At 69.5% G+C, this 25,185-nt stretch carries 18 protein-coding genes; 10 read left to right on the forward strand and 8 right to left on the reverse strand.

Features of this window, described 5'->3' with window-relative positions; translation table 11 throughout:
* Positions 1–66: 66 nt before the first annotated feature.
* On the reverse strand, positions 67–510 hold the full coding sequence (locus H623_RS0106675; protein ID WP_022900166.1) for an OsmC family peroxiredoxin: 444 nt from the start codon (positions 508–510) through the stop codon (positions 67–69).
* A 348-nt stretch (positions 511–858) separates the two neighbouring features.
* Between H623_RS0106675 and H623_RS18320 the strand changes: the two genes are divergently transcribed.
* Together H623_RS18320 and H623_RS0106685 are read left to right on the forward strand one after the other, a co-directional pair.
* Entirely contained in the window at positions 859–2,319 is a 1,461-nt protein-coding gene (locus tag H623_RS18320) for a dicarboxylate/amino acid:cation symporter (protein ID WP_084485700.1), read from the forward strand.
* Between the two features lie 191 nt (positions 2,320–2,510).
* Positions 2,511–3,701, forward strand: a complete 1,191-nt coding sequence (locus tag H623_RS0106685; RefSeq protein WP_022900168.1) for a glycoside hydrolase family 3 N-terminal domain-containing protein — start codon at positions 2,511–2,513, stop codon at positions 3,699–3,701.
* A 340-nt stretch (positions 3,702–4,041) separates the two neighbouring features.
* Here H623_RS0106685 and H623_RS22360 read toward each other — a convergent pair whose 3' ends face one another.
* The 3 genes from H623_RS22360 to H623_RS0106700 all read right to left on the reverse strand — a co-directional run bounded on the left by H623_RS22360 (position 4,042) and on the right by H623_RS0106700 (position 8,276).
* Positions 4,042–5,055: an agmatine deiminase family protein gene (locus tag H623_RS22360; protein WP_026940018.1), complete on the reverse strand. Its 1,014-nt coding sequence runs from the start codon at positions 5,053–5,055 to the stop codon at positions 4,042–4,044.
* 648 nt (positions 5,056–5,703) lie between these two features.
* Positions 5,704–6,798 carry a nitrilase-related carbon-nitrogen hydrolase gene (locus tag H623_RS0106695; protein WP_022900170.1) on the reverse strand — a complete coding sequence of 365 codons (1,095 nt, stop codon included), beginning with the start codon at positions 6,796–6,798 and terminating at the stop codon, positions 5,704–5,706.
* Between the two features lie 29 nt (positions 6,799–6,827).
* The gene (locus tag H623_RS0106700) at positions 6,828–8,276 is read right to left on the reverse strand and encodes a PucR family transcriptional regulator (protein WP_022900171.1); all 1,449 of its coding nucleotides are present in this window, start codon (positions 8,274–8,276) and stop codon (positions 6,828–6,830) included.
* 337 nt (positions 8,277–8,613) lie between these two features.
* On the opposite strand from H623_RS0106700, the gene gabT reads away from it, so the two are divergent.
* The 3 genes from gabT to H623_RS0106715 all read left to right on the forward strand — a co-directional run bounded on the left by gabT (position 8,614) and on the right by H623_RS0106715 (position 12,857).
* Positions 8,614–9,984, forward strand: coding sequence for a 4-aminobutyrate--2-oxoglutarate transaminase (gabT, locus tag H623_RS0106705; RefSeq protein WP_022900172.1), 1,371 nt, complete (start codon positions 8,614–8,616; stop codon positions 9,982–9,984).
* The gene (locus H623_RS0106710; protein WP_022900173.1) at positions 9,978–11,444 is read left to right on the forward strand and encodes an NAD-dependent succinate-semialdehyde dehydrogenase; all 1,467 of its coding nucleotides are present in this window, start codon (positions 9,978–9,980) and stop codon (positions 11,442–11,444) included. The genes gabT and H623_RS0106710 overlap by 7 nt, the downstream gene beginning before the upstream one ends.
* Positions 11,445–11,831: 387 nt before the next feature.
* Positions 11,832–12,857 carry an alpha/beta hydrolase gene (locus H623_RS0106715; RefSeq protein WP_026940020.1) on the forward strand — a complete coding sequence of 342 codons (1,026 nt, stop codon included), beginning with the start codon at positions 11,832–11,834 and terminating at the stop codon, positions 12,855–12,857.
* Between the two features lie 442 nt (positions 12,858–13,299).
* On the opposite strand, the gene H623_RS0106720 is transcribed toward H623_RS0106715, so the two are convergent.
* On the reverse strand, positions 13,300–14,766 hold the full coding sequence (locus H623_RS0106720; protein WP_022900175.1) for an NAD(P)/FAD-dependent oxidoreductase: 1,467 nt from the start codon (positions 14,764–14,766) through the stop codon (positions 13,300–13,302).
* A 227-nt stretch (positions 14,767–14,993) separates the two neighbouring features.
* Here H623_RS0106720 and H623_RS20930 point away from each other — a divergent pair, with 227 nt between their 5' ends.
* The gene (locus tag H623_RS20930; RefSeq protein ID WP_169514900.1) at positions 14,994–15,974 is read left to right on the forward strand and encodes a serine hydrolase; all 981 of its coding nucleotides are present in this window, start codon (positions 14,994–14,996) and stop codon (positions 15,972–15,974) included.
* 279 nt (positions 15,975–16,253) lie between these two features.
* Here H623_RS20930 and H623_RS20935 read toward each other — a convergent pair whose 3' ends face one another.
* A complete protein-coding gene (locus tag H623_RS20935; RefSeq protein ID WP_022900177.1) occupies positions 16,254–16,787 on the reverse strand; it encodes a hypothetical protein in 534 nt (177 codons plus the stop codon).
* Here H623_RS20935 and H623_RS20940 point away from each other — a divergent pair.
* On the forward strand, positions 16,765–19,041 hold the full coding sequence (locus H623_RS20940; RefSeq protein WP_022900178.1) for a PKD domain-containing protein: 2,277 nt from the start codon (positions 16,765–16,767) through the stop codon (positions 19,039–19,041). The genes H623_RS20935 and H623_RS20940 overlap by 23 nt on opposite strands.
* A gap of 111 nt (positions 19,042–19,152) precedes the next feature.
* On the opposite strand, the gene H623_RS0106735 is transcribed toward H623_RS20940, so the two are convergent.
* Both H623_RS0106735 and H623_RS18340 read right to left on the reverse strand, forming a co-directional pair.
* Positions 19,153–20,493, reverse strand: a complete 1,341-nt coding sequence (locus H623_RS0106735; RefSeq protein ID WP_026940021.1) for a mandelate racemase/muconate lactonizing enzyme family protein — start codon at positions 20,491–20,493, stop codon at positions 19,153–19,155.
* Between the two features lie 49 nt (positions 20,494–20,542).
* Positions 20,543–21,160, reverse strand: coding sequence for a TetR/AcrR family transcriptional regulator (locus H623_RS18340; protein ID WP_022900180.1), 618 nt, complete (start codon positions 21,158–21,160; stop codon positions 20,543–20,545).
* A gap of 118 nt (positions 21,161–21,278) precedes the next feature.
* On the opposite strand from H623_RS18340, the gene H623_RS18345 reads away from it, so the two are divergent.
* The 3 genes from H623_RS18345 to H623_RS0106755 all read left to right on the forward strand — a co-directional run bounded on the left by H623_RS18345 (position 21,279) and on the right by H623_RS0106755 (position 25,185).
* Positions 21,279–22,511: an FAD-dependent oxidoreductase gene (locus H623_RS18345; RefSeq protein WP_022900181.1), complete on the forward strand. Its 1,233-nt coding sequence runs from the start codon at positions 21,279–21,281 to the stop codon at positions 22,509–22,511.
* Between the two features lie 63 nt (positions 22,512–22,574).
* On the forward strand, positions 22,575–23,978 hold the full coding sequence (locus tag H623_RS0106750) for an aspartate aminotransferase family protein (RefSeq protein WP_026940022.1): 1,404 nt from the start codon (positions 22,575–22,577) through the stop codon (positions 23,976–23,978).
* Positions 23,979–24,168: 190 nt separating this feature from the next.
* Positions 24,169–25,185 (forward strand): LacI family DNA-binding transcriptional regulator, encoded by a 1,017-nt coding sequence (locus H623_RS0106755; protein ID WP_022900183.1) that lies wholly within the window; start codon positions 24,169–24,171, stop codon positions 25,183–25,185.

The raw sequence follows: 25,185 nt of genomic DNA on the forward strand, positions 1-25,185 counted from the left end.
AGCGGCGAAGGGGCCGGAGCCCGAGCGGATAGCGCCGCGATCGGGCCGGCCCGCAGGGGCGCCTGCTCAGCTGCCGCTGAAGGTCGCCTCCACCGTGATCTTCGCGCCGGCGAACAGGCGCGAGACGGGGCACAGCTTCGCGGCCTCGTCGACGTACTCCTGGAACTGCTCGGCGGTGATGCCGGGCACAGCACCGTCGACGGTGAGGGCGGACGAGACGATCGTCGGAAGGCCGTCCACCTCGTCGAGCGTCACCGTCGATGCCACGGCGAGACGCTCGGGCTCGGCCTTGTGCTGGCCGAGGGTGAGCGCGAGCGCCATCGAGAAGCACGACGAGTGCGCGGCGGCCGCGAGTTCCTCGGGGCTCGTCTTTCCGCCAGGGGCCTCGGTACGCGACGCCCACGTGACGGGCTGCCCGTCGAGCGCGCCGCTGGAGCCGGTGATGGTACCGGTCCCGCTGGCGAGTGCTCCCTGCCATTCGGTCTGCGCGCGGCGTTCGGCGATGCTCATGAGGACCCCTCCTGGAGTACACGTGGTGGAAAGCGACCGACGGATGCTTGCGCTCCCGCGATCACGGATAAAACGCAGCGTAGTCCGCTTTTAACAACGCGGCGAGGCCACCCCGGTCCACGTGGCGCGGCCGCCCCGGTCAATGCGGCAGCGACGCCATTTCGGTGCACTTGTCGCGGGCCGCCGCCGCAGGCGTCCGCCGGGGCCGGCTCACCGGGCGTCCGCCGCGACGGCCCGCCGGCCTCGCCGGCGCCTGCGGCGGCCCGCCAGCAGGGCCCCGTGACCTCACGGTGTAACACGAGTTCACAGGCGTGACGAACCGAGGTGCACGCCATTACCGTCACCGGAGTGACCACGACGACTTCCGACAGCGGCAGCAGTACCGACTCCGAGAACCCCGGCCCCGAATACGAGGGCGGTGCGGGTCCACGCAAGGGACGGGCGCCGCGGTGGCTGACATCCTTCGGCCTTCAGATCATCGCCGGCCTCGTGCTCGGCGTCGTGGTGGGTCTCATCGCCCGCACGCTCGGTGGCACGGCGGATGACCCGAACTGGCTCACCGCGACGGTGACCACGATCGGCGGCTCCTACGTGTCGCTGCTCACCGCCGCTGTCGTGCCGCTCGTGTTCACGGCGGTCGTCAGTTCGATCGCCAACCTCAAGCAGGTCTCGAACGCGGCCCGACTCGCGGTGCAGACGCTCATCTGGTTCGCCATCACCGCGTTCATCGCGGTGCTGCTCGGCATCGCGATCGGGCTCATCGCCCAGCCGGGCGCACACGCCGGTGTCGCCAAGTCGAGCGAGGCGCTTCCGTCGCACGTCGGCTCGTGGTGGGCGTTCCTCACCGGATTGATCCCGTCGAACGTGTTCGGTCTCAGCGCGAGCACGCAGGTGGCCGGCACGGGAGCGGCGACCACCGCCACGACCGCCGTCTCGTTCAACGTGCTGCAGGTGATCGTCATCTCGGCGGCGATCGGCATCGCGGCTCTGCTGGTGGGCAAGAAGGCGGAGCCGTTCCTGAAGCTGACCTCGTCGGTGCTCGCGATCATCCAGAAGATCCTGTGGTGGATCATCCGTCTGGCACCCATCGGAACCCTCGCGCTCATCGCGAAGGCCGTCGCGACCTACGGGTGGGATGCCCTGGGCTCGCTCGGCGTGTTCGTCGTCTCCATCTACGTCGGCCTCGTGATCATCCTGTTCGTGGTCTATCCGGTGATCGTTCGCGCGAACGGACTCTCGGTCAAGCAGTACTACTCGGGCGCGTGGCCGGCGATCCAGCTCGGCTTCGTCTCGCGCTCGTCGATGGGCACGATGCCGCTGACCGAGCGCGTGACCGAGCGGAATCTCGGGGTGCCGCGGGAGTACGCATCCTTCGCCGTGCCGCTCGGCGCGACCACCAAGATGGACGGATGCGCCGCGCTCTACCCGGCGCTCGCCTCGATCTTCGTCGCGCAGTTCTACGGCATCCACCTGAACCTCGGGCAGTACCTGCTGATCATCGTGGTCGCCGTCGTCGGATCCGCCGCGACGGCCGGCACCACCGGCGCCACCGTGATGCTCACGCTCACGCTCTCCACGCTCGGACTCCCGCTCGCCGGCGTGGGCCTGCTGCTCGCGATCGACCCGATCATCGACATGGGACGCACCGCCATCAACGTCGCCGGGCAGGCGCTCGTGCCGACAGTGGTGGCCAAGCGCAACGGCATCCTGAACCTCGACCTCTACGACGCGCGGCGTCGCGGCGAGCCGTTCGACGACAGCGACGTGGACGGGGACGCCGACCGGGAGCTGGAGGCCGCGGCCGCGTAGCGCTCGCGTCGATCGGTCACCCCGGGAGCCGGCTCGGATCGCCGCCTGGAGCTCTCCCCGCCTGGCCTCCGCGTCCGGCCTTGAAGCCTGCCGTCCCGGCGTGCGGAGGCGCAGCACGGTCACGCGCCGCGCGGGCGACCTGAGGCCGCTCCTTGCCACCTCGGCCGTCCCCGCGGCCTACGATCGAGGGGATGCGCAGGCTCGGATCACGGATGCTCGTCGCGACCGCGCTGGTCGCGCTCGCCGGTCTGCTCGGCGGCTGTGCGGCATCCTCTGCGCCCCGGCACACGGCGACTGCCTCGCGCACGCACCGGGCGTCGCCGAAACCCACGCCGACGCCGACCCCCACTGACCCCCTTGCCGGGATGACGCTGCAGCAGAAGGTCGGGCAGCTGTTCATGGTGGGGACGCAGGCGACGACGGCGGACCCGACCACCGTGAAGGCCGTCACCTCGCTGCACGTCGGCAACGTCTTCCTCGCAGGGCGGTCGCACGCCGGCACCGCGGCCACCGCCGGCATCGTCAAGCAGTTCACGGCGCTCGCCACACCGGATGCCACGGCAGGGCTCCCGCTCTTCGTCGGCACCGACCAGGAGGGCGGTGAGGTGCAGGTGCTGAACGGTCCGGGCTTCGACGACATGCCGAGCGCGGTGCAGCAGGGCATGATGGCACCGGACGCACTCAAGGCGAACGCGACGCGGTGGGGAAGTCAGCTGAAGGCATCCGGCGTGAACATGAACCTCGCACCGGTGGTCGACCTGCTGCCATCGCCGCAGTTCGCGCCGCAGAACCCGCCGATCGGCGGCTTCGACCGGCAGTACGGCTACACGCCGGAGGCGATCACGCGCCACGCGGATGCCTTCCGCGGCGGCATGGACACCTCTGGCGTCGTGCCCGTGATCAAGCACTTTCCGGGGCTCGGGAACGTCACGGAGAACACCGATACGAACTCGGGCGTGACCGATACCGTGACGACGGCGACGAGCCCGAGCGTCGGCGTGTTCAAGACAGAGATCGAGCACGACGCCCGCGCCGTGATGGTGTCGACGGCTATCTACACGCAACTGGACCCGTCGGCGCCCGCGGCGTTCTCGTCGAAGATCGTCACAGGTCTGCTGCGTGGAACGCTCGGCTTCACAGGCGTCGTGATGACCGACGACCTCTCGGCGGCGCAGCAGGTGGCATCGTGGTCGCCGGGAGACCGGGCGGTGCTGGCGATCGAGGCCGGCGTCGACATCGTGCTGGTTTCCGCGGTCCCTTCGATGGCTGCCCCCATGGTGAACGCGGTCGTCGCGAAGGCGCAGTCGGATCCGGCGTTCGCCAAGCTCGTGGATGCCGCAGCCCGCCGCGTCGTGGACCTCAAGCGCGCAGAACTCGGGTGAGCCCCGCCCCTGCAGTCGGGGTGCCCCGTCCTTGCGGAGTCGCTTCTGTTGCTTCGTCGAGCGACCCCGTTGTTGTCGAGCCGTCCCGTTGTTGTCGGGCCGTCCTGTTGTTGTCGGGCCGTCCTGTTGTTGTCGGGCCACCCTGTTGTTGTCGGGCGACCCGTTGTTGTCGAGCCACCCGCTTATTCGCGTCGATTCGAGGGTGGCTCGACGACAAGCGGGTGGCTCGCCGAACACGCGGTGCTTTGGCGACAAGGGGTGACCAGGCCACAGACGCGGGTGCTCGACGACAAAGGGGTGGCTCGAAGCAAGACGGAGAACGGGAGGCGGGACGGCGCCCTCAGCCGACCGCCGGCTGCTGCTGCGTGATGCAGTGGATGCCGCCGCCGCGCGCGAACAGCGCGCGGGCATCCACGCCGACGATCTCGCGACCGGCATATGCCTCGGTGAGTATGTCTTGCGCAGGCTCGTCGTTCGGGTCGTCGAACGTGCACGCGATCACGCCGCCGTTGACGACGAGATGGTTGACGTAGCTGTAGTCCACGAAGCCGCTGTCGTCGCGCAGCACCTGCGGGGCGGGCAGCTCGATCAGATCCCACTCGACACCCTCCGGCGTGCGCGCGTCGCGAAGTGCGTCGAGGACTTCGCGGGTGATCTCGTGATCGGGGTGAGCGACATCCTGCTGGCTGTGCACCAGTACGCGGCCCGGTGACGGGAAGGTCGCCAGAATGTCCACGTGCCCCCGCGTGCCGTAGGTCTGCGCGTCGCGATGCAGGCCGCGCTTCAGCCAGATGGGGTTCGTGGAGCCCAGGGTGCGCGCGAACTCGGCTTCGACCTCCTCTTTGCTGACGCCCGGGTTCCGCCCGGGGTCGAGTTGCACCGTCTCGGTGAGCAGCACGGTGCCGAGCCCGTCGACCTGGATGCCGCCCCCTTCGTTCACGAGGTCGCTCACGACCCGCGTCGCCCCGGCTCGCGCGGCCACAGTGGCCCCGATGACGGAGTCGTTCTCCCAATTGGCCCACTCCTGGCCGCCCCAGCCGTTGAAGCGCCAGGTCACGGCGCCGAGCCGGCCGTTCTCGTAGAGCACGAACGTGGGGCCGATGTCGCGCATCCAGGCGTCGTCGAGCGGAGCAACCACGACGTCGACCTCGGTGGAGAGGAACCGGCGAGCGACGCCGATGTCGTGCGGATCGACGACCATCGTCACCGGCTCGAAGCGCAGGATGCTGTGGGCCACCTCGGTCCAGGCCGTGCGCGCGTCGGTCAGTTCCTCGTCGGACTCGCCGAGGTAGTTGCCGCCGCCCGGAGGGAACGACATCCAGATGCGCTCCTGCGGAGCGGTCTCGGCGGGCATGCGCCATGCGCGGTCGCCTTCGGAAGGGGCGCCCTCCGGACGGGCCACGGGGGCGCCACTGCTCCCATCGCGTTCCTCGCGCTCGGAGGTCTCGATGGTCTCAGACGTCTCGGCGGTTTCGGCGGTCTCGGGGGCCTCGGCGGCTTCCGTTGTCTCGATGGCCTCGGTGACGTCGACGGCCTCGATGGTCTCGGCGACGTCGGCGACCTCGATGATCTCGCCGTCGGCATCCACCGCGAAAAGCTCGGTCTCGACCACCTCGACCTCGATCTCGCCCGCCTCGTCGACGATGAACACGTCAGAGCCCTCGCTCCCGTCGATCTCCTCGTCGCCATCGGGCTGCTCGAACCGGTCGGGTTGCTCGCGCTCGTCCGATCGTGCCGGAACCACGGATCGTTCAACCGTCGTCGTCTGCCCTGGCGTCGTCGCCGCATCCGGCTCGGCGTCCTCGGCGTTGGGCCCGTCGGTCTGCGCCTCGTCCGCCCGCGCCTCAGCGGCCGGTGCGTGGTCCGCGCCGGCCTCGGCCGCCGGTGCCTGGTCCGCCTGGGCCTCGGTCGCCGGTGTGTCGTCGTCGCGTTCGTGTGCCATGTTTCCCCCGCGACCCAGTCTGCCGTGCCGGGCGCGAGGACGACACCGTCTCGAGCGGACTCACTCCGAGCGCGGAGATCGAGCCGTGGGCGATGCACCCAACGGGCTGCTGGCATCCACCGGCGCGGTCAGTCGGTCGTAGGTGTCGGGACGGCGCGTGGCCAGGAACGGGAAGAGCGTCAGCCAGTGTGCACGCTGATCGAGATCGAGGTCGGCGACGAGTACCACCTCCTCGTCGCGGGGCGCCTCCACGAGAACGCGGCCGTACGGGTCGGAAATGAATGAGGAGCCGTAGAAGCTCAGCGATCCCTCGTCGCCCGTGCGGTTCGGCACGATCATGAAGGTGCCGGCGGTGATGCCGTTGCCGACGATGACCTGCCGCCAGAGCGGCGCGGTGTCGAAGGCAGGGTAGTCGGGCTCCGATCCGATCGCAGTCGGATACGCGAGCACCTCGGCGCCCGCAAGCGAGTACAGGCGAGCGACCTCGGGAAACCACTCGTCCCAGCAGGTGGGCATGCCGAGCACGCCGCCGGCGAGTTCCGCCGGCGCGTAGACGGGGTAGGCGTCGCGCGCGGGACCCGGGCGGAAGTAGGTGTTCTCGTAGTACCCGGCCGTCACGGGGATGTGCAGCTTGTGCGTCGCGCCGACCAGCTCGCCGTGGCGATCGACGAAGATCGCGGTGTTCAACCCGAGCCCGTCGCCGTGCTCATCACGCTGGTAGAGGGATGCGTGCACGCCGAGCTCGTACGCCCGCGCCGCTCGAGACGCGAACGTGAACGTCGGCCCGGTCGCCAGGTCTTCGGCGATCTCGGATGCCCGCGGGCCGCCACGCACGTCGGCCGGGTATCTCGACAGCGTCAGCTCCGGAAGGAACACCGCGGTCGCGCCCGCCTGCGCGGCCTGCGCGATGGCGGCATCCAGAACAGCTTCGAGCTCGTCGCGGTCGGCTCGCCAGCGGTGCTGCACGAGTCCCACGCGCACGGGGTCGCGGCGGCGCGGCGCATCGTCGTTCGGTTCGTCGTCCTTCACGGGTGATCCGCCAGGGGATCGCGACGGGAGTCGCGGTGTCGCCACGGAGGCAGGACGGGCGTGCGGCGCGAGGGACTCGGGGCCGGCGAGCGACGGCAGCGGACCATCGGCGGTGATGAGACGCATGAGCGAAGCCTTTCGTGAATGGGGCAACGTTACGTCGTGCGGCGTAGGGCTTCCCACATCCGAACTCGGTCGGCGAACGAGTCGAAGTCGCAGTCGAGCAACTGCTCGGCGGTGCGGATGCGCGCGGTCAACGTGTGGCGGTGCACACCCATTTCACGGGCGGCCGCGTCGAAGATCCCGTTGTGCTCGAGCCAGACGCGCAAGGACTCGGCGAGTGCGCCGTTGCGGTCGTGAGCCCTCAGCGGCGCCAGCAGAGCGGATGCCTGTGCCGCCCCGCCCGTGTCGTCTCGCGCCACAGCGTGCGTGCCGTCCTTCGTCGTGCGAGCGCCGCCCTCGCCGGGTTCGCCGGACTCGGCGGCCTCGGTAGCAGAGGAATCTGCTGAGGCGGCGACGGCGGAGGGGGCGACGGGGAAGGTCCCGACGGCGGACGAGGAAACATCGGCGGCCACCCGTCGCCGCACGCGCTCGATCGCGGCGGCGGCCTGCGTCCCTTCGTCGTCGTCGTCAGCCGCGGAATCCGACGGAGCGGCGCGGCGACCGCCGGGACGTGCCTTCGAACGGGTGCCTGGCCGTCCGTCACCGAGCTCCACCAGAAGGGCCGCGCTCGTGTCGAGCGAGCGGAGCAACGCCGATCGCATGGCATCCCGCGCCGAGTCCAGCTCGTGACCGCGCTCGAGCGCCGGACCCGCGAGTGCGACCACGCTCGTGACCACCTGTTGGGCGGCCTGGTCCACATCGCCCGTGCCGCCGTGGGCGAGCACGCCGAGCAGGCGCCCGCTGGCGCCGATCGTCTGCAACGAGACCACCGTGCCCGCCTCGGCAACGGTGGAGGCGGCGCGGCGGCCGGCCGAGAGCATCCGCCGGGCTTCGGATTCGACGGAGACGCGGGCATCCGCCGAGAGTGCGCGAGCAGGGTGCGCGATCTCGAGTGAGCCGGAGGCATCGACGAGAGCGACCCAACGGTCCAGCTGTCGGGCGAGCTCCGCGAGCGTGGCTGAAAGCCCGTCGGGGCGGAGCGCGGCGAGCGAGACCGCACGCAGCGCGGCGAGCGCCCACGTGTTGCGGGCGTATGCCTGTTCGGCGATGAGGTCAGCGACGGCGCGCGCGATCGCGATGAACGGCGTGCGGTACGGCACCTCGAGCAGCGGGAGACCGGCGCGAGTGCACGCGTCGAGCAGTCCTGGCGGGGTCTCGCGCACGACGCCGACGCCGAATCCGAGTCCTCCGATGCCGGCGCCGGCCACGCGTGCGACGTAACCGTCGTAGTCGGAATCGGTGGCCTCTGCACTGAATTGGGTGCCGGTGGTGAGCAGGAGCTGACCGGGGACGAGGAACGGGCTGGGATCCGCGAGATCGGAGCCGTGGGCCCACGAAACGGGAGTGTCGAGCGCGGCGGAAGGGACGGCATCCGACGGCCCGAGCAGGCTCAGGCCGAGCTCGCGCGTGGCGAGCAGGCGGCGGAGCGTGGGGTGGGGCATGGCCCAGATTGTACAGAGTGGACAGTTTTCGCGATCGGTTAGACGTGATGTCCAGGCGCGCCTCGCGGCGCCCGGCCTAACCTGAACCCGGACGGGGCACTTCTCGTGTTCACAACTCAGGACGAGCGCCGACGCTCGCGCGGCCGACAGCGTGATTCCGCGGTGCCACTGAGCGCTCACCAACGGTCGGCCTGAGTTACGAACACGGTCCGTTTCAGACGCAGTACCGATACATGCTTCACCCCGGCTACGCAGCGTGCTCACCGCACGAGTGGCCGGCCGCCACGCGGACCGCTCCGCGCGGCGCCCATACGACGACCACAGGAATCGAGGCACCATGACCATCGTCGACACGCCGACCGACGCGGCGCCCACCGCCCCCACCGGCGGCCCCGAGCTGCCGCAGGAGCGGCGGCTCGTCACCGAGATTCCGGGGCCGCAGTCGCGGCGCCTGCTCGAACGCAAGGCCGAGGCGGTCGCCAAGGGCGTCGGACACACCATCCCGGTGGCGACGGTGGCGGCCGGCGGCGGTGTGCTCGTGGATGCCGACGGCAACTCGCTCATCGACCTCGGCTCGGGCATCGCCGTCACCGGCGTCGGCAACTCCGCACCGCGCGTCGTCGAGGCCGTGCAGCGACAGGTGGCGCAGTTCACGCACACCTGCTTCACCATCTCGCCCTACGACTCCTACGTGGAGGTTGCCGAGGCCTTGAACCGGCTCACGCCCGGCGACTTCGTCAAGCGCAGCGCGCTGTTCAACTCCGGGGCCGAAGCCGTGGAGAACGCTGTCAAGATCGCCCGGCACTACACGAAGAAGCAGGGCGTCGTCGTCTTCGACCACGCGTACCACGGCCGTACCAACCTGACCATGGCGCTCACGGCCAAGAGCCTGCCGTACAAGAGCGGCTTCGGCCCGTTCGCGCCGGAGGTCTACCGCGTGCCGCTGTCGTACCCGTACCGCGACGAACTCAGCGGGGCGGATGCCGCCTCCCGCGCCATCGCACAGATCGAAGCGCAGGTGCGTGCCGAGAACCTCGCCGCCATCCTGATCGAGCCGATTCAGGGCGAGGGTGGCTTCATCGTGCCGGCGGAGGGCTTCCTGCCCGCGCTGCAGAGGTGGGCGAACGACAACGGCGTGGTGTTCATCGCCGACGAGGTGCAGACGGGCTTCGCTCGTACCGGCACCATGTTCGCCAGCGAGCAGTTCGGCATCGTGCCCGACCTCGTCACCACGGCCAAGGGCATCGCCGGCGGCCTCCCGCTCTCCGCCGTCACCGGACGGGCCGAGATCATGGACTCCGCCCAGGTCGGCGGGCTCGGCGGCACCTACGGCGGCAACCCGATCGCGTGCGCGGCGGCGCTCGCGACCATCGAGACGTACGAGCAGGAGAACCTGACGGAGCGCGCGCGGGCGATCGGGGGCATCCTCGCGGCCCGACTGAACGAGTTGAAGGCGACCGACCCGCGGGTGGGCGACGTGCGCGGCCTCGGCGCGATGATGGCCATGGAACTGGTGGACCCGGCAACGGGGGCACCGGATGCCGCGCTCGCGTCGCGCGTGGCGGCATCCGTCATCGCGCAGGGCGTCGTGGTGCTCACCTGTGGCACGTGGGGGAACGTGATTCGGTTCCTGCCGCCGCTGGTCATCTCGGACGAACTGCTGAACGAAGGAATCGACATCGTGGGAAAGGCGCTGATCGAATGCTGAGCGAACAAGAACTTCTGGCGGATGTGCCGGGCAAGCTGTACATAGGCGGCGAGTGGATCGACGGCGAGCGGCCGAGCGAGCTGAAGGTGCACGACCCGGCGACGGGCGATGTGCTGAAGGCGATCGCGGACGCCTCGCCGGCTGATGGCATCCGCGCGCTCGATGCCGCCGTCGCCGCGGGCGACGATTGGGCGGCGACGCCGCCCCGGGTGCGCGGCGAGGTGCTGCGCACGGCGTTCGAGCTGCTGCAGGAGCGCGCCGACGACTTCGCGCTGCTGATGACGCTCGAGATGGGCAAGCCCCTCGCCGAGGCGCGGGGCGAGGTGACCTATGGCGGCGAGTTCCTGCGCTGGTTCAGCGAGGAGGCCGTGCGCATCTCGGGTCGCTACGGCACGAACCCCGAGGGCACCGGACGCACGATCGTGACGCAGCACCCGGTGGGGCCGTGCTTCTTGATCACGCCGTGGAACTTCCCGCTCGCGATGGCGACGCGCAAGATCGCGCCGGCTGTGGCGGCGGGATGCACCGTGGTGGTCAAACCCGCCGCCCTGACACCGCTGACCACGCTGTATTTCGCGAAGCTGATGGAAGATTCCGGGCTGCCGACCGGCGTGCTCAACGTGGTGACCACGACGACATCGGGCGAGGTGTCGTCGCCCATCATCGCGGACCCGCGGCTGCGCAAGCTGTCGTTCACCGGCTCGACTCCCGTGGGGCGCGCGCTGCTGAAGGAGGCGTCGGAGAACGTGCTGCGCACGTCGATGGAGCTCGGCGGCAACGCGCCGTTCGTCGTGTTCGACGATGCGGACCTCGACAAGGCGGTCGACGGCGCCATGGCGGCCAAGTTCCGCAACATCGGCGAGGCGTGCACGGCGGCCAACCGGTTCATCGTGCACGAGTCGGTGGCGGAGGAGTTCGCGGCGAGGGTGACGGAACGTGTGAAGGCGCTGAAGATCGGCCGCGGAACCGAGGACGGCGTGAACATCGGACCGCTCATCGACGGCAAGGCGGTGGCGAAGGCATCCGATCTCGTGACGGATGCTGTGGGTCGCGGCGCGAAGCTTCGTGCAGGTGGATCCGCGCTCGACGGCACGGGCACGTTCTTCGAGCCCACCGTCATCTCGGATGTCGTGGCCGGCAGCGAGATTCTGCGCGAGGAGATCTTCGGACCGGTTCTCGCGATCGTGCCGTTCCGCGACGAGGACGAGGCGGTGCGCCTGGCGAACGACACGGAGTACGGCCTCGTTGGCTACGTGTTCACGAAGGATCTCGCGCGCGGACAGCGCATGATCGACAGGCTGCAGACGGGCATGATGGGCCTCAACGTGGGCGTGGTGTCGAACGCGGCGGCGCCGTTCGGCGGTGTGAAGCAGTCCGGACTCGGCCGCGAAGGCGGGTTCGAGGGCATCCAGGAGTACCTGTACACGAAGTACACGATGACGCCGAACCCGTTCGGGTAGGCGGCTTCCACCTCGGACGGCACCCTTCGGCGGCCCCGCGGCGACCCCTTGGTGGCTACCCCTTGGTGGCTACCCCTTGGTGGCGTCACTATTTCAGGCCATGTCGGGTCAGATCGATATATCTGCGTTCTGAGTCGGCATGGCCTGAGTTAGTGACGGGTCGTGCCCCTGTACGGGCCGGTGGCGACCCTTTGGTGGCGTCACTTTGGCGGCGTCACTTTGGTGGCGTCACTATTTCAGGCCATGTCGGGTCAGATCGATATATCTGCGTTCTGATTCCGCATGGCCTGAGTTAGTGCCCGTTCGGGAGGTTCTGGCGGGTGCTCGCTCGGGAGTCTTCGCCGCCGTTGTGCGGGCCGACCCGGCCCCGACCGATAGGGTCGTCGCGTGGGGGCACAGGGGGGAACGCCGTGGTACCGGCGCCATGGCGTGATCGTGAGTGCGAGCATCCTGGTGCTCGTCGCCATCGGAGCGGTCTTCTCGTTCGTCAGCCCTTGGCCCAGTGCGCTGCTGATCCGCACCGTGTTCGAGATGAACGCGCACAAGACGGTCGACGTGATGACGCAGTACGAGCCGACGAGCGGGGTGCGCGAGCGGGCCGACATCGCGTACGCGCCCGGAGGATCCTCTGACACGACCTTCGACCTGTTCGCGCCGTCGGGCGCAGTGACGCCGCGCACGACGATCATCTGGATCCACGGCGGCGCGTGGATCTCGGGGGACAAGGGCAACGTCGACCCGTACGTGAAAATGATCGCCGCGCACGGGTACACGGGCATCAGCCTGAACTACACGGTGGCGCCGGAGGCGCAGTATCCCGTGGCGTTGAAGCAGCTGAACACGGCGCTCGGATTCATCGTCGATCACGCGTCCGAACTCGGCGTCGATCCTGACCGCATCGTGCTCGCCGGCGACTCGGCCGGAGCCCAGTACGCGGCGCAGCTGGATGTCTTGGTCACCAACCCGGCGTACGCGAAGAGGGTGGGCATCCAGCCCGCGCTAACGCCGGAGCAGCTGCGAGCGACGGTGTTGAACTGTGGGATCTACGACGTGCGCGGCATCCCGAAGGCGCCCGGCATCGGTGGATGGGGATTCCGCGTCGCGCTCTGGTCGTACCTCGGCACGAAGGACTGGTCGCACACCGCCGGGGGCGAGGCGATGACGACGATCGACCATGTCACGAAAGACTTTCCGCGCACCTGGATCTCCGGAGGCAACGCGGATCCGCTCACCGCGGGGCAGTCGAAGCCGATGGCGGCGAAGCTGAACGGTTTGGGCGTTCCGGTGACGAGCGTGTTCTATCCGGCGGACGAGACGCCGCCGCTTCATCACGAGTACCAGTTCCACCTGAACGACGCGGCGGCCCGGTCCGCGCTCACGTCGACGATCGAATTCCTCGGCACGGTCGACTGACGTTCCCGGCACGGTCGACTGACCTTCCCGAGCTGTCCTCCGTTCGGGGCTGCGGGATGCCGCCACTTCCGTCGCCGAGACCACCGCCGGATCGGTCACCGTGGGCGCCGATCCGGCACGATTTCAGGACATGTGACGTCAGACGCCGGATATATCGATCTGACCCGAAATGGCCTGAAATAGTGCCGCCGGAGGTGTGGTTGGGGCCGGAAGCGTGGCAGGAGCCGGAGGTGGGGTAGGGGCCGAAGGTGCCGCAGGGGCCGGAGGCGGTCGCGGTTGAAGGCGGAGGCCGGAGAGTCCGGAAGCGGGGACCCGGGGGCCGAAACGGGGAATGCCGGGTACGAGTCGAAGCCGAGGATACCGGGTACAAGTCGAAGCCGAGGATGCCGGCTAGGAGTCGAAACGGAGGATGCCGGCTAGGAGTCGAAACGGAGGATGCCGGCTACGAGTCGAAGCCGAGGCCGACGGCATCCATCGTGCGCAGGAACAGGTTGCGTCGCCCCTCGTGGTGGTCCGCGCGGTCGAGCGCCCATCGCATCATGTTGACTCCCAGGGATGCCACGGGCTCGGGTGGGAACGGAATCGGCTTCGAGCGCACCATCTGCAGCTGCGTGCGCTCGGTGTCGTGTCCGGAGAGCAGGTCGAGCATCACCTGGGCGCCGAAGCGCGTCGCGGCGACGCCGAGCCCCGTGTAACCGAGTGCGAACGCGATGCGGTCCTCGCGGGCGCTTCCGTAGAACGCGCAGAACCGGCTGCACGTGTCGATCGCGCCGGCCCACTTGTGCGTGAAGCGCAGGCCGTCGAGTTGCGGGAACGTGGTGAAGAAGTGCTCTGCGAGCATGCGGTGGCTGCGCTCCCGCTGTTCGTAGACATCCCGAACCTTGCCGCCGTAGTGGTACACGGCGTCATAGCCGCCGAACAGAATGCGGTTGTCGGCGCTCAGTCGGTAGTAGTGGAACTGGTTTGCGCTGTCGCCGAGACCTTGCCTGCCCTGCCAGCCGATCGCATCCAGCTGCGCGGACGACAGCGGCTCCGTCATGAGCACGTAGTCGTAGACCGGCACGGTGTAGAGCCGGTTGCGCTTGAGCAGCGACGGGAACACGTTCGTGCCGAGCGCGACCTTCTTGGCACGCACGGTCGCGGCGGTCGGGCGGCCGGTGAGGTCGCGGCTCCAGGTGTGCACGTCGACGCCCTCACTCCTGCTGAGGCCGGACGTGACCAGCTCGGCGACGGGCGTGTGCTCGAAGATCTGCACGCCGGCATCCGCGCAGGCTCGCGCCAGCGCCCTGGCGAGCTTGCCCGGGTGCACGGTGGCACCGTCTTTCTGATGCCAGAGGCCGCCGAGATAGGTGGGGGAATGCACGGATGCTTGCATCTGCGCCTCATCGAGGAAGACGTCGTCGCTGTCGGCGTCGACGGCGCCGGCCTCGTCGCGCAACCACTCCACCTGGTGCGGTTCGACGGCGAGGTCGATCGAGCCGTTGCGTTCCCAGTCCGCGTCGAGTTTCATGTCACGCACTGTCGCCTCGAGCTCGTCGAGGTTCTGCCGCCCCAGGCGCGCGAGGTGCCCGTACTCGTCGGGGAACCGGGTGCGCCCGTTCTCCTCCCCGTGCGTGAGGCTCGACTCGGCGAAGCCGCCGTTGCGTCCGGATGCCGCCCAGCCGATCGTCTTCGCCTCCAGCAGCACGACGGAACGGCCGGGGTCGCGCTGCTTGGCGAGCAGTGCCGTCCACAGCCCGGAATAACCGCCACCGACGACCACGAGATCGGCCGACGTGCTCGCAGTGAGCGTCGGGTACGAATCGGCCGGGGCATCTTCGAGCCAGAACACGGCCTGGCGAGTGCCCGTTAGCGCGTGATCGACGGTGGCGGCGCTCGGGCGCTGACGCTCGAACACGGTGCTGCCCATGGATGCCTCACTGAAGCTCGTTCACGCCGGCGCGACTCGCCGCCGTGGTTGCGCGGTGGCCGTCGACGAGGTGCACACGTGTCGGGGCCCGCCTCCCATTGTCGCAACCACCACAGCGGGCGTCCCGGTGGATTCAGTCGCGAATCGCGCGCGAATCGGGCGATTCGTCTGTGCGGGGCAAGATGGTGGCGGCGCAGGCTCGGCACGCGCCGGAGCGGAGGAGCACGATGAGTCCGGTGGTCACGACGCACAGTGACGGCACGCCCGTGGTCGCGTACGCGCTCGCCGACGGAGCGGGACGCATGCTCGCAGCCCGCGACCCGCACACCGTCTTCTACTCCGCGTCGACCGTGAAGCTCGGCGTGATGCTCGCCGCCGTGCTCGCCGCCGAGCGGGGTGAGCTCGGCGCCGCCGGCCTCGATGCGGAACTCGAGTGCCGACACGAGTTCGTTTGCGGCGGCAGCGAGGAGACCTTCGTGCTCGACCCGGACGATCGCGACGAGCTCTTCCCGCCGGACGGCTCGCGGGCCTCCATGGCAGAACTGGTGCGCATGATGATCGTGCGCTCGTCGAACGAGGCCACGAACGTGCTGTTCGACAGGCTCGGAGCCCCACGCGTCGCGGAGGCGTTCGCGCTGTGCGGCGCGGCGAGCACGCGCATGGAGCGGCGCATCGGCGACCCGTGCGCCATAGGTGCGGGTCTCACCAACGAGACGACTCCGGCCGACCTGGTGGCGATCATGCGCTGCCTCGTGACGGGCGCGGGCGGCGGAACGAGCGGTGATGGGGGAGAGCGCGTCGAGCGGGGCGCGGACGACGCGATCCCCAGCCCGGGTGCGGACAGCGCCATCGCCCGCCCGGGCGCTGTCGGCGCCATCGCCTTCGGGAGTGCGGACAGCGCCATCGCCTATGCGGACGCGGACGGTGCCATCAGGGATGGGCGCGCAGGCGGCGTGCTCACGACGCCGGAGCATGCCTCCTGGATGCGCGGCGTACTGCAGGCGCAGGAGCATGCGCGCATCGGCGCCGTCGTGGCAGCCGGCGTGACATGGGGCTCGAAGTCGGGGGATGTGCCGGGCATCGAACACGACGTCGCCTACGTCGGCGACGGCGCGACCCGCCGCTACCTCGCCGTGTGCACGCGCGGATACGAGCCGGAGCAGGGGCGCGAGGCGATTCGCGCGGTGGCGCAGGCACTTCTGCGCTGACGGCTCGGGGCTGGTTGGCGGCTGGCGGCTGGCGGCTGACGGCTGACGGCTGACGGCTGACGCGACAGTGCGCAGACGAGCGGACGCGCGAGAAGGGTATTGACCCCTGGGAGCGCGCGGTGGTACCCCGGAAGACGGCCCCCTTTCGGGGCACTCCGCTCGGGTGCAGTGCGCGTCGGCGTCATCGGGAAGACGGCGCGCAGCTCCCGGACTCGCCCAATGAAGGGATGTCACTGTGGCTGCAGCGCGCCGCCGATCCACCGGATCTCGACCTGTCCGTCATTCCATCGGATCTCGACCGACCGAGTCTCGGCAGGGGGACGCGCCACCACTCCGGCGGCGATGGGCGAGGTGGCTGCTGCCCGTGGCCGTCGTCGCGTCGTTCGCGCTCGCACAGCCGGCGTTCGCGGTCGACTCGGGCCAGACATCCGGGAGCCCGGCTTCGAGCCCGGCGAGCACGTCGACTTCCGCGAGCACGTCGGCCACCGCCGATTCCGCGTCGACCGGCCAGGCGGCCACATCCGCACCGAGCAGCACGGCGGACTCGTCGAGTTCGGGCTCGAGCACGTCGTCGACAGACTCGTCGAGCGGGACGTCGAAGGCAGCGCCCGAGACGGCATCGCCGAGCACTTCATCCCCGAGCACGGCATCCCCGAGCGACGCATCGAAGAGCGCGAGCAACCCGGAGCTGCGGGCGAAGATCGCCAGCATCGCACTCAGCCAGGTGGGTCGCGGCGACAACCCCGTGGTGACCGGCTTCGGCGGCTTGAACTGCAACCCGTACACGACGATGGTCGCGGGATTCTCGGCCAACTCGAACGACTGCGGCTACGACTCGACCTTCAACGTGCGCAACTCGAACGAGAACTGGTGCGCCGACTTCGTCAAGTGGGTCTGGCAGAAGGCCGGCATCACGCAGGACATGAACACGATCAACGCCGCGGCATCCAGCTTCTATCAGTGGGCGCTCGACGACGGCCAGACCCCCGTCGCCGACAGCGGCACTCCGCAGGTCGGTGACGCCGTCGCGTTTTTCGGCTCCGGTGCGATCAGCGCCACGCGGTACGCCGATCACGTCGGCATCATCGTCGCGGTGAACGATGACGGCACGGTCGACATGGTCAACGGTGACTTCAGCAGCTCGGTCAACGTCAAGGTCGAGCACGACACCAACCTGAACCTCACCACGTTCGCCGCGAACACCTGGGGTGCCGGTGAGCAGTGGGTGCTCGTCTCGCCGCCGACGTCCGCGCAGAAGCCGAACCCCCGCGCCGGTATCTCGGGCTCGCACACAGCCGTGACCGGAACGGATGCCGTCTTCCACGCCAGCGCATCCGAACGCGGCGGCTCGATCACGGGCTACTACTGGACCTTCGGCGACGGCCGCACCACGAATGCCACCGGTGCGGATGTCACGCACGTCTTCTCCACGCCGGGCACCTTCACGATCACGGTGACCGCAACCTCGAACTTCGGCACCATCAGCACTGTGCGGCAGAACGTGACGGTACTGGCGGCATCCGGCAGCGAAGCGGCAGTGCCGTCCACCGCGGTCTGGTACTCGAGCTACCCGGTGTCGTACTACCGGTTCCTGCGCGGTGGCGACGGCCTCGTCGCCGATGTGTGGGACGGCGCGAGCTGGTTGCAGGTGCAGACGGCGGGAACGCCGGCGAGCAGCGGTTCGATCGCGAACCTCGCCTACCAGGATGCCGACGCCGACTCGGCGATGACGCCGCACGCCTTCTATCGCAACGCAGACGGGGCGCTGGCCGAGACATCCTTCATCGACGGCACGTGGAGCAGCCGGGTGCTGCCGGGGACACCGGCGAACGGAAGCGACGTGGTCGCGGCGGTGACGGCATCCGGACCCGCGGTGTACTTCGTGGATGCCCGCGGCCGCCTCGCCGAGACGAGCCTGCAGTCGGGCACGTGGTCCAGCCACGAGATCGGCCGAGCGCCGATGAGCGCTGCGCCGCTGGCGATCGCCGTCACCACGAGCGGACCGCGCGTCTTCGGCGTGGGCCGTTCGGGCCACGTCACCGTGACCGAGCAGGCGGGTCGCGGTTGGCACACGGCGAACCTGAACGCGAAGGTGCGCTCCGGGGCGGCCCTGGCGGCCATGACGACGCCGTCCGGCGATGCGGTGGTCGTGGTCAACGGCGTGATCGCGCACGGACACCACGGCAGCTCGTTCGCGGAGCTCACCGAGGGCTCGCACGGATCGTGGAGCGAGTCGGCGCTGCAGGGCACTCCGGCTGAAGGGAGCGCCGTCGCGGCGACGAACTACCTGCTGGCATCGGCGGTCACCGGCGGTCTGGGTTCCTTCGTGCAGCCGCCCGGAACCTTGGATGCCTCGGGTGCGGCGCACCCGCTCGGTACGGCGATCGCGTACCTCACCGACGGAGGGACGCCGGCGATCACGTACAGCGACGGCTCGGGCTGGCACACCACGACGCTGCCGGGAACCGCCACGTCGCTCGCCGGGATCAGCGCGCATCCGGTGGCGCACCAGCCGATCCAGGTGTACCTGGAGACCGCGAACGGCCCGGTGATGGACACCACCGGCGACACGGCGTCGCCGACCGGCCCGTGGACGACGCAGTCGCTGCCGACCGGGCCGGCCACCTTCGCCGACCGGGTGCTTCTGTACGCGGCGACGGCGGATGACCGTGCGGCGGCGGACGCTGCGGCGACAGCGGCCGGCCTTCCCGCGGCGCAGGTGACCTCGTCGTTCGCGGTCGCGTGGGCCGCTACGCTCTCCGGCCAGCACCTCGTGATCACGTCGGGCACGGCGGCGACGAGTGCGCTCGAGTACAACGTCTGCGGCTGGACGGATCCGTCGGCGGAAGACGGCGGGAGCACCCCGTACGACTACGTCACGGCGGCGCGCACCACGCTCCCCGGCGCCGGATTGTTCCTGAACGGATCAGCTGCGACAGCGTCGCAGGGGCCGCAGCGCGTGGCGGACCTGACGTATTACGCGCTGCACGGCACGTTGCCTGCGGGTCAGACGTCGGTGCCCGCTCCGGCGCGCGCGGTGTACGCCTGCGCCGGTTCCGCGAGCTGACGCCCACGCGATACGCAAGAGGCGGGTCGGGCCTGGTGCCCGGTCCGCCTCTTGCGTATCGCGCTGGTGCCCGGGTTTGCCTCGTGCGTCTTCCGCGCGCGCTCCGACGGGTCAGCGGAGAGCGGTGATGCCGAGACCGGGTGCCTCGGCCAGGTGCACTGTCTCGCCTTCGTAGCGGATGCCGCCGTGCACGGGCGAGCGGCGCATCCAGAGTCCGGCGTCGAGGTCGTGCGCCATCGGGGCCGCCGCGAGCTTCGGTGACGCGCTGGGGGAAGCAGCGCTGGCCGCTGCGGTGCCGGATGACGTGTCGAAGGGATCGGTGCCGGGTGACGCGCCGGAAGGATCCGCGCCGGGCGCCACGCCGACCGCGGCCACGGGAGCCGACGCGTCGATGGATGCAGCCACCGCGGCGGCCGCCGCGATGCCGACGTGGCTCTCCATCATGCAACCCACGATGACGCGCACGCCGGCGCTCGCCGCCAGGTCGCGGAGCGCGATCGCCTCGCGGATGCCGCCGGTCTTCGCCAGCTTGATGTTGATCATGTCGGCGGCGTGCCGCGCGATCACCTCTCGGGCGTCTCGAGACGTCCACACGCTCTCGTCGGCGAGCACCGGTGTGGTCACGCGCGCCGTGACGAACGCGAGGCCGTCGATGTCGTCGCGGTGCACCGGTTGCTCGATGAGCTGCACGTCGAGTCCGGCGTCCTCCCACGCGCGGATCACGCCCACCGCCCGCGTGGGGCTCCAGCCCTGGTTCGCGTCCGCACGCAGCGTGACCGACGGGCCGACGGCATCCCGCACCGCCTGCATGGCGACGACGTCGTCACCGCCTGCGCCGACCTTGAGCTTGAGTGTGCGGAAGCCGGCATCCCGGTGCTGCACTGCCGTCTCGACGAGCTGCTGGATGCCCGTGGCATCGGCCACCGCGGACAGCGTCATGTCGGTGCGCACCGCGGTCGCGGACGCCGCGGCACTGTCGGCACGAAGGGTGGCCGGAGACACGGCTCTCGGCGACGTGTCCCTCGGCGAGGAGCCACTTGCGGGCTCGGGGCGCGCCGGCGTCGAAGACGAGCGCGCGAGCATCCGGAACAGCGGCACTCCCGCGTACTGCGCCGCGAGGTCGTAGAGGGCGCAGTCGACCGCCATGCGCGCCGAGGAGTTGCGCACGACCGCGCGTTCGAGCGCGAGACTCGCGCCAGCCGGATCGTTCACCGGCAGTCCGAGCGCGGCCTCGCGCAGTGGTCCCTCGACCGCAGCGGTGACGCTCTGCGGACTCTCGCCGGTGACACGCCAGCTGGTGGGCGCCTCGCCCCATCCGCTTCGCCCGTCGCTGTCGATCACCTCGACGATCATCGCGTCGATCTCGGTCGCAGTGCGCACCGCGGTGACGAACGGACGCACGAGCGGCACGGCTACTCGGTGCAGGCGCACCTCAGCGATGGTCGAGGTCATGGATGCCGCACTTCCGTTCATCATCGAGTGTTGCGCTCCAGTCTCCCGCTCACTCCTTCACACCGAGGCCGGCGGCGACAGCGGATCGGATGCGCTCCGCACGCTGCGGAGCCGTGAGCCCGGACGAGTCGTGCAGCACGGCCTGCACGGCAGCGGTGCTGGCGCCGACGAACGCTCCAGCGATACCCGCCGCCTGCGCGGGATCCAGCTGCGTGAACTTCGCGAGCAAGGCCGCGGCGATGTCGCGGGTGGCCGCCAGCTCCGCCTGTGCTCCGCGCGCACGGACAGCGGGAACAGAGTCGACGAGCCGCAGTCGCAGAACGGCCTGCTCGCTCATGAAGTCGTCGTCGGTCGCCTTCGCCGCGGCGTCCAAGGCGTGGAGAAGCACCCCGGCGGGGTCGTCGTCGGGCGAGGCCTCAGCGATGGTCGAGAGCGCGATGTCGATGCGGTCATTGCCTGCGCCGAACAGCAAGGCGTCTTTGCCCTCGAAGTAGCCGAAGAAAGTGCGGGTGCCGATGTCGGCTTCGGCGGCGATGTCGGCCACTGTCGTGTCGTCGTAGCCCTTCGTCGAGAACAGCCGCACTCCCGCGGCGACGATGCGCTCGCGAGTCTGTGCCCGCTTGCGTTCACGCAATGTCTGCCCTGCTGCGAGTTCGGTAGGAGCCACAGTCACTACTCTAGCAATCGATGCTAAATTGCATCGAGTGCGAACTAGCAATGAATGCGAAAACCGGAAGACGGTTCGAGATGAGGGAAGCCGCGCGTCGGCGTCGGGAGCCGGCGCCATGCGATCGGCCCTCGTGTGCGGCGCCGGCATCGCCGGCGCGACTGTGGCCTGGCAACTCGCCGCGCGCGGCGTGCACGTGACGGTTGTCGAGAAGGCCGCGGGGCAGCGTTCCAGCGGCAACCCGGTCGATGTGCACGGCGAGGCGATGCTCGTGGCGCGGCAGATGGCGGTCGACGAGCGCGTACGCGACGCGGCGACCGGAGTCCGACGGCTGGTCGCTTTGGACCCGTCGGGCAGACGCGTGGCGACGATCGCGGCAGACTCCGTGACGGGTGGCGCCGACGGGGTAGAGGTGCCTCGGGCAGACTTGGCGGGCATCCTTCTCGACGCGGCGAAGCAGCGTGCGAACGTCGTTTTCGACGACTCGATCGCGCGGCTCGAGGAGCATCCGGGCGGCGTCGGCGTGGAGTTCGAATCCGGATCCAGCGGCCGCTTCGACATCGTGATCGGGGCCGACGGGCAGCACTCCCGGGTGCGTGCTCTCGCGTTCGGCCCCGAGGGCAACTTCTCCCATCGGATCGGGATGTTCGTGGGCACCGTCTCCGCTCCGGGCGCCACGGTGGACCCCGAAGAGATGACCATGGTGAACGCGCCCGGTGTCTCGTTCTCGCTGCATCCCTCGACCGGCGTGCCGATCGGCGCGTTCATCTTCCACAGCGCGCTCGCCGAGAGCTTCGATCATCGCGACACGGCGCAGCATCGACGCATCGTCGCCGACGCCTATTCGGACGTCGGCTGGCGCGTTCCGGAATTCGTCGAGCGGTTCGTCGACGCGCCGGAGGTCTACTTCGACACCGTCACCCAGATGCGACTGGACGCCTGGCATCGCGGACGCATTGTGCTCCTCGGTGACTCTGCTTCGTCGGTCTCGCTCTTCGGCGACGGCTCGTCGCTCGCCATGATCGGGGCGCGAACGCTCGCAGAGGCGCTGGCGGACCATGCGGATCCGGCCGACGCGTTCGCCGAATACGAGCGGCGGCACCGCATGCTCGTCATGCCCAAGCAGAAGCGCGTGCGGACGACGGCCTCGCAACTGGTGCCGAAGACAGCTGCCGGACTCGGGGTGCGCAATCTGGCCTTGCGAGGCATCCAGGCGTACTCCGGGATACGACGCCGCGTCCATCGGTCGCGTCCGGCGCCGCATGACGCACGGCGGCTCGACGCGGCGTCGCAAAACCAGGACGAATCGGGCGATTCGTCCGCGCGGGCTGCGGGCGGGCATCCGCGGTGAAGAGAATGAAGAGATGACGTAGCACCGTCGGTGGCAAGCCGTGCGGTGGAAAGGCAGGGCACGATGACGAGCACCGAGACAATGGCCGCGGGCGTGGGCCTCGACGACGCCGCGCTGCAGGCGAAGGCGAAGGACCACCTCTGGATGCACTTCGCCCGCCAGTCCGTGATGGAAGACGGCTCTGGCGTACCCATCATCGTGCGCGGCGAGGGCCACCGGGTGTGGGACATCCAGGGCAAGGAGTACATCGACGGCCTCGCCGGCCTGTTCACCGTGAACGCCGGCCACGGACGCAAACGACTCGCGGATGCCGCCGCCCGCCAGGCCGAGCAGCTCGCCTACTTCCCGATCTGGTCGTACGCGCACCCCGCCGCGATCGAGCTCGCCGACCGGCTCGCGAGTTACGCGCCCGGCGACCTGAACCGCGTGTTCTTCACGACCGGCGGCGGCGAGGCCGTCGAGACCGCGTTCAAGCTCGCGAAGTACTACTGGAAGCTGCGCGGAAAGCCCACCAAGCACAAGGTGATCTCGCGGTCGATCGCGTATCACGGCACGACGCAGGGAGCGCTGGCGCTCACGGGCATCCCCGAGATGAAGGCGATGTTCGAGCCGCTCACACCGGGCGGGTTCCGTGTACCGAACACCAACTTCTACCGGGCGCCGGAGCACGGCGACGATCTCGAGGCATTCGGACAGTGGGCTGCCGACCGCATCGCGGAGATGATCGAGTTCGAAGGGCCCGACACCGTCGCGGCTGTGTTCCTCGAACCGGTGCAGAACGCGGGCGGATGCTTCCCGCCGCCTCCCGGATACTTTCAGCGCGTGCGCGAGATCTGCGACGAGTACGACGTGCTGCTGGTCAGCGACGAGGTGATCTGCGCGTTCGGTCGCATCGGCCAGTGGTTCGCGTGCGACGAGTACGGCTACGAGCCCGACATGATCACGTGCGCGAAGGCGATGACCAGCGGGTACTCGCCCCTCGGTGCGTGCATCGTGAGCGAGAAGGTGTACGAGCCGTTCAAGCATGGCGAGGCATCCTTCCCGCACGGCTACACGTTCGGCGGGCATCCGGTGTCGACAGCGGTCGCCATGGAGAACCTCGACATCTTCGAGGAGGAGAAGCTCAACGAGCGGGTGCGCGAGAACTCGCCGCTGTTCCGCGCAGAGCTGGAGACGCTGCTCGACCTGCCGATCGTCGGCGACGTGCGCGGTGCGGGCTACTTCTTCGGCATCGAGCTGGTGAAGGACAAGGCCACCAAGGAGACGTTCAACGACGAGGAGTCGGAGCGGCTGCTACGCGGTTTCCTGTCGAGGGCGCTGTTCGAGGCCGGGCTGTACTGCCGGGCGGATGACCGTGGAGACCCGGTCATCCAGCTCTCGCCGCCGCTCACGATCGGCCCCACAGAGTTCGCGCAGATCCGGGAGATCCTGCATGACGTGCTGACGCGCGCCTGGGCGCAGCTGTAGCGCGCGGTTTCCGTACAACGAGGGGAGGGTCCCGGCGTCTCGCCGGGACCCTCCCCTCGTGCGCGGCGGCGAACGCCTTCCAGCACGGCCGGCGCCGGTGACGGTGGCGGCAGCCTCCGATCGAACTTCGCGCCTTTCGGCAAACAAATTCAGTCAAACGATTGACAAGCCGATCAAGTTAGTCAATCGTATGACTGTGCTCAACGCTCGAACCCGGCCGACGCAGGCCGACGTCGCCCAACTCGCCGACGTGTCTCCCTCGACGGTCTCGTACCTGCTCAGCGGCAACGAGTCGCGCAAGCGCTCGTTCCCCGAAGAGACCCGCAAGCGCGTCGAGGATGCCGCGGCCGAACTCGGCTACGTCGTCAACCACCGCGCACGCGCTCTGCGGCGCCAGCGCTCCGAGATCATCGGCGTCGCCTATGTGCCGCCGGTCACCCCGTGGTTCGACGCGTTCTCCGCTCGCGCACTGAGGCACTTCGCCGAGCGCGACTACAGCCTGGTGCAGATCCCGTTCGAGTCGGACACGGCCGAATCCGTGCAGCGTGCACTCGCCCGCGGCTACCTCGACGCGCTCATCGCCAACTGCGACGACCAGGACAACGAGAAGATGCTGGCGTACGCGACCGACAGCAATGTGCCGGTCACGATCTTCAGCGACACGATCGTCACCGACGCGGCCGATGTCGTGCGCGAGTTCCAGCGCGAGGCGGTCATCGACGCCGTTCGATATCTCGCCGACTCGGGCCGCCGGCGCATCGTGTTCCTCGACTACGAGGCTCCTCACGGCTCCCCGCATGTCAACCTGCGCAAGCGTGGCTACCTCGATGGAATGCGCGCCGCCGACCTGTCCTCGCGAGTCGTGACGTGTGCCGATAACCGTCAGGCCACCTACGACCAGGTACTGCGCCTTCTGGCGGAGGACGAGGCACCGGATGCCCTGATCTCATTCAGCGATCGCGGCGCGGTGTCCGCCATCTGGGCAGCTGGGCACGCGGGCATCCGCGTGCCCGACGATCTCGCCGTGATCGGCTGCGGAAACACCGCCGAGGGTCGCAGCACCGTTCCCGAGCTGACGAGCCTCGGCATCCCCGAGGGCGACTTCGCCGCCATCTTCGACCACGTGCTGGAACGCATAGACGACCCAGCGGTTCCCTGCACCACCCTGTCCCTGCCGTGGACGAGGTTCGTCCGGGCATCCAGTTGA

The organism is Humibacter albus DSM 18994, assembly GCF_000421825.1.
GTDB classification, from domain to species: Bacteria; Actinomycetota; Actinomycetes; order Actinomycetales; family Microbacteriaceae; genus Humibacter; species Humibacter albus.

Coding starts and splice junctions, on each gene's coding strand:
- H623_RS0106675 (WP_022900166.1), bottom strand. CDS start 510: ATGAGCATCGCCGAACGCCGCGCGCAGACCGAATGGCAGGGAGCACTC.
- H623_RS0106700 (WP_022900171.1), bottom strand. CDS start 8,276: ATGCCCCACCCCACGCTCCGCCGCCTGCTCGCCACGCGCGAGCTCGGC.
- H623_RS0106695 (WP_022900170.1), bottom strand. CDS start 6,798: ATGCGTCTCATCACCGCCGATGGTCCGCTGCCGTCGCTCGCCGGCCCC.
- H623_RS20930 (WP_169514900.1), top strand. CDS start 14,994: ATGAGTCCGGTGGTCACGACGCACAGTGACGGCACGCCCGTGGTCGCG.
- H623_RS22360 (WP_026940018.1), bottom strand. CDS start 5,055: ATGCCCGCCGAGACCGCTCCGCAGGAGCGCATCTGGATGTCGTTCCCT.
- H623_RS0106685 (WP_022900168.1), top strand. CDS start 2,511: ATGCGCAGGCTCGGATCACGGATGCTCGTCGCGACCGCGCTGGTCGCG.
- H623_RS18345 (WP_022900181.1), top strand. CDS start 21,279: ATGCGATCGGCCCTCGTGTGCGGCGCCGGCATCGCCGGCGCGACTGTG.
- H623_RS0106710 (WP_022900173.1), top strand. CDS start 9,978: ATGCTGAGCGAACAAGAACTTCTGGCGGATGTGCCGGGCAAGCTGTAC.
- H623_RS0106755 (WP_022900183.1), top strand. CDS start 24,169: ATGACTGTGCTCAACGCTCGAACCCGGCCGACGCAGGCCGACGTCGCC.
- gabT (WP_022900172.1), top strand. CDS start 8,614: ATGACCATCGTCGACACGCCGACCGACGCGGCGCCCACCGCCCCCACC.
- H623_RS0106750 (WP_026940022.1), top strand. CDS start 22,575: ATGACGAGCACCGAGACAATGGCCGCGGGCGTGGGCCTCGACGACGCC.
- H623_RS0106735 (WP_026940021.1), bottom strand. CDS start 20,493: ATGACCTCGACCATCGCTGAGGTGCGCCTGCACCGAGTAGCCGTGCCG.
- H623_RS0106720 (WP_022900175.1), bottom strand. CDS start 14,766: ATGGGCAGCACCGTGTTCGAGCGTCAGCGCCCGAGCGCCGCCACCGTC.
- H623_RS20940 (WP_022900178.1), top strand. CDS start 16,765: ATGGTCGCGGGATTCTCGGCCAACTCGAACGACTGCGGCTACGACTCG.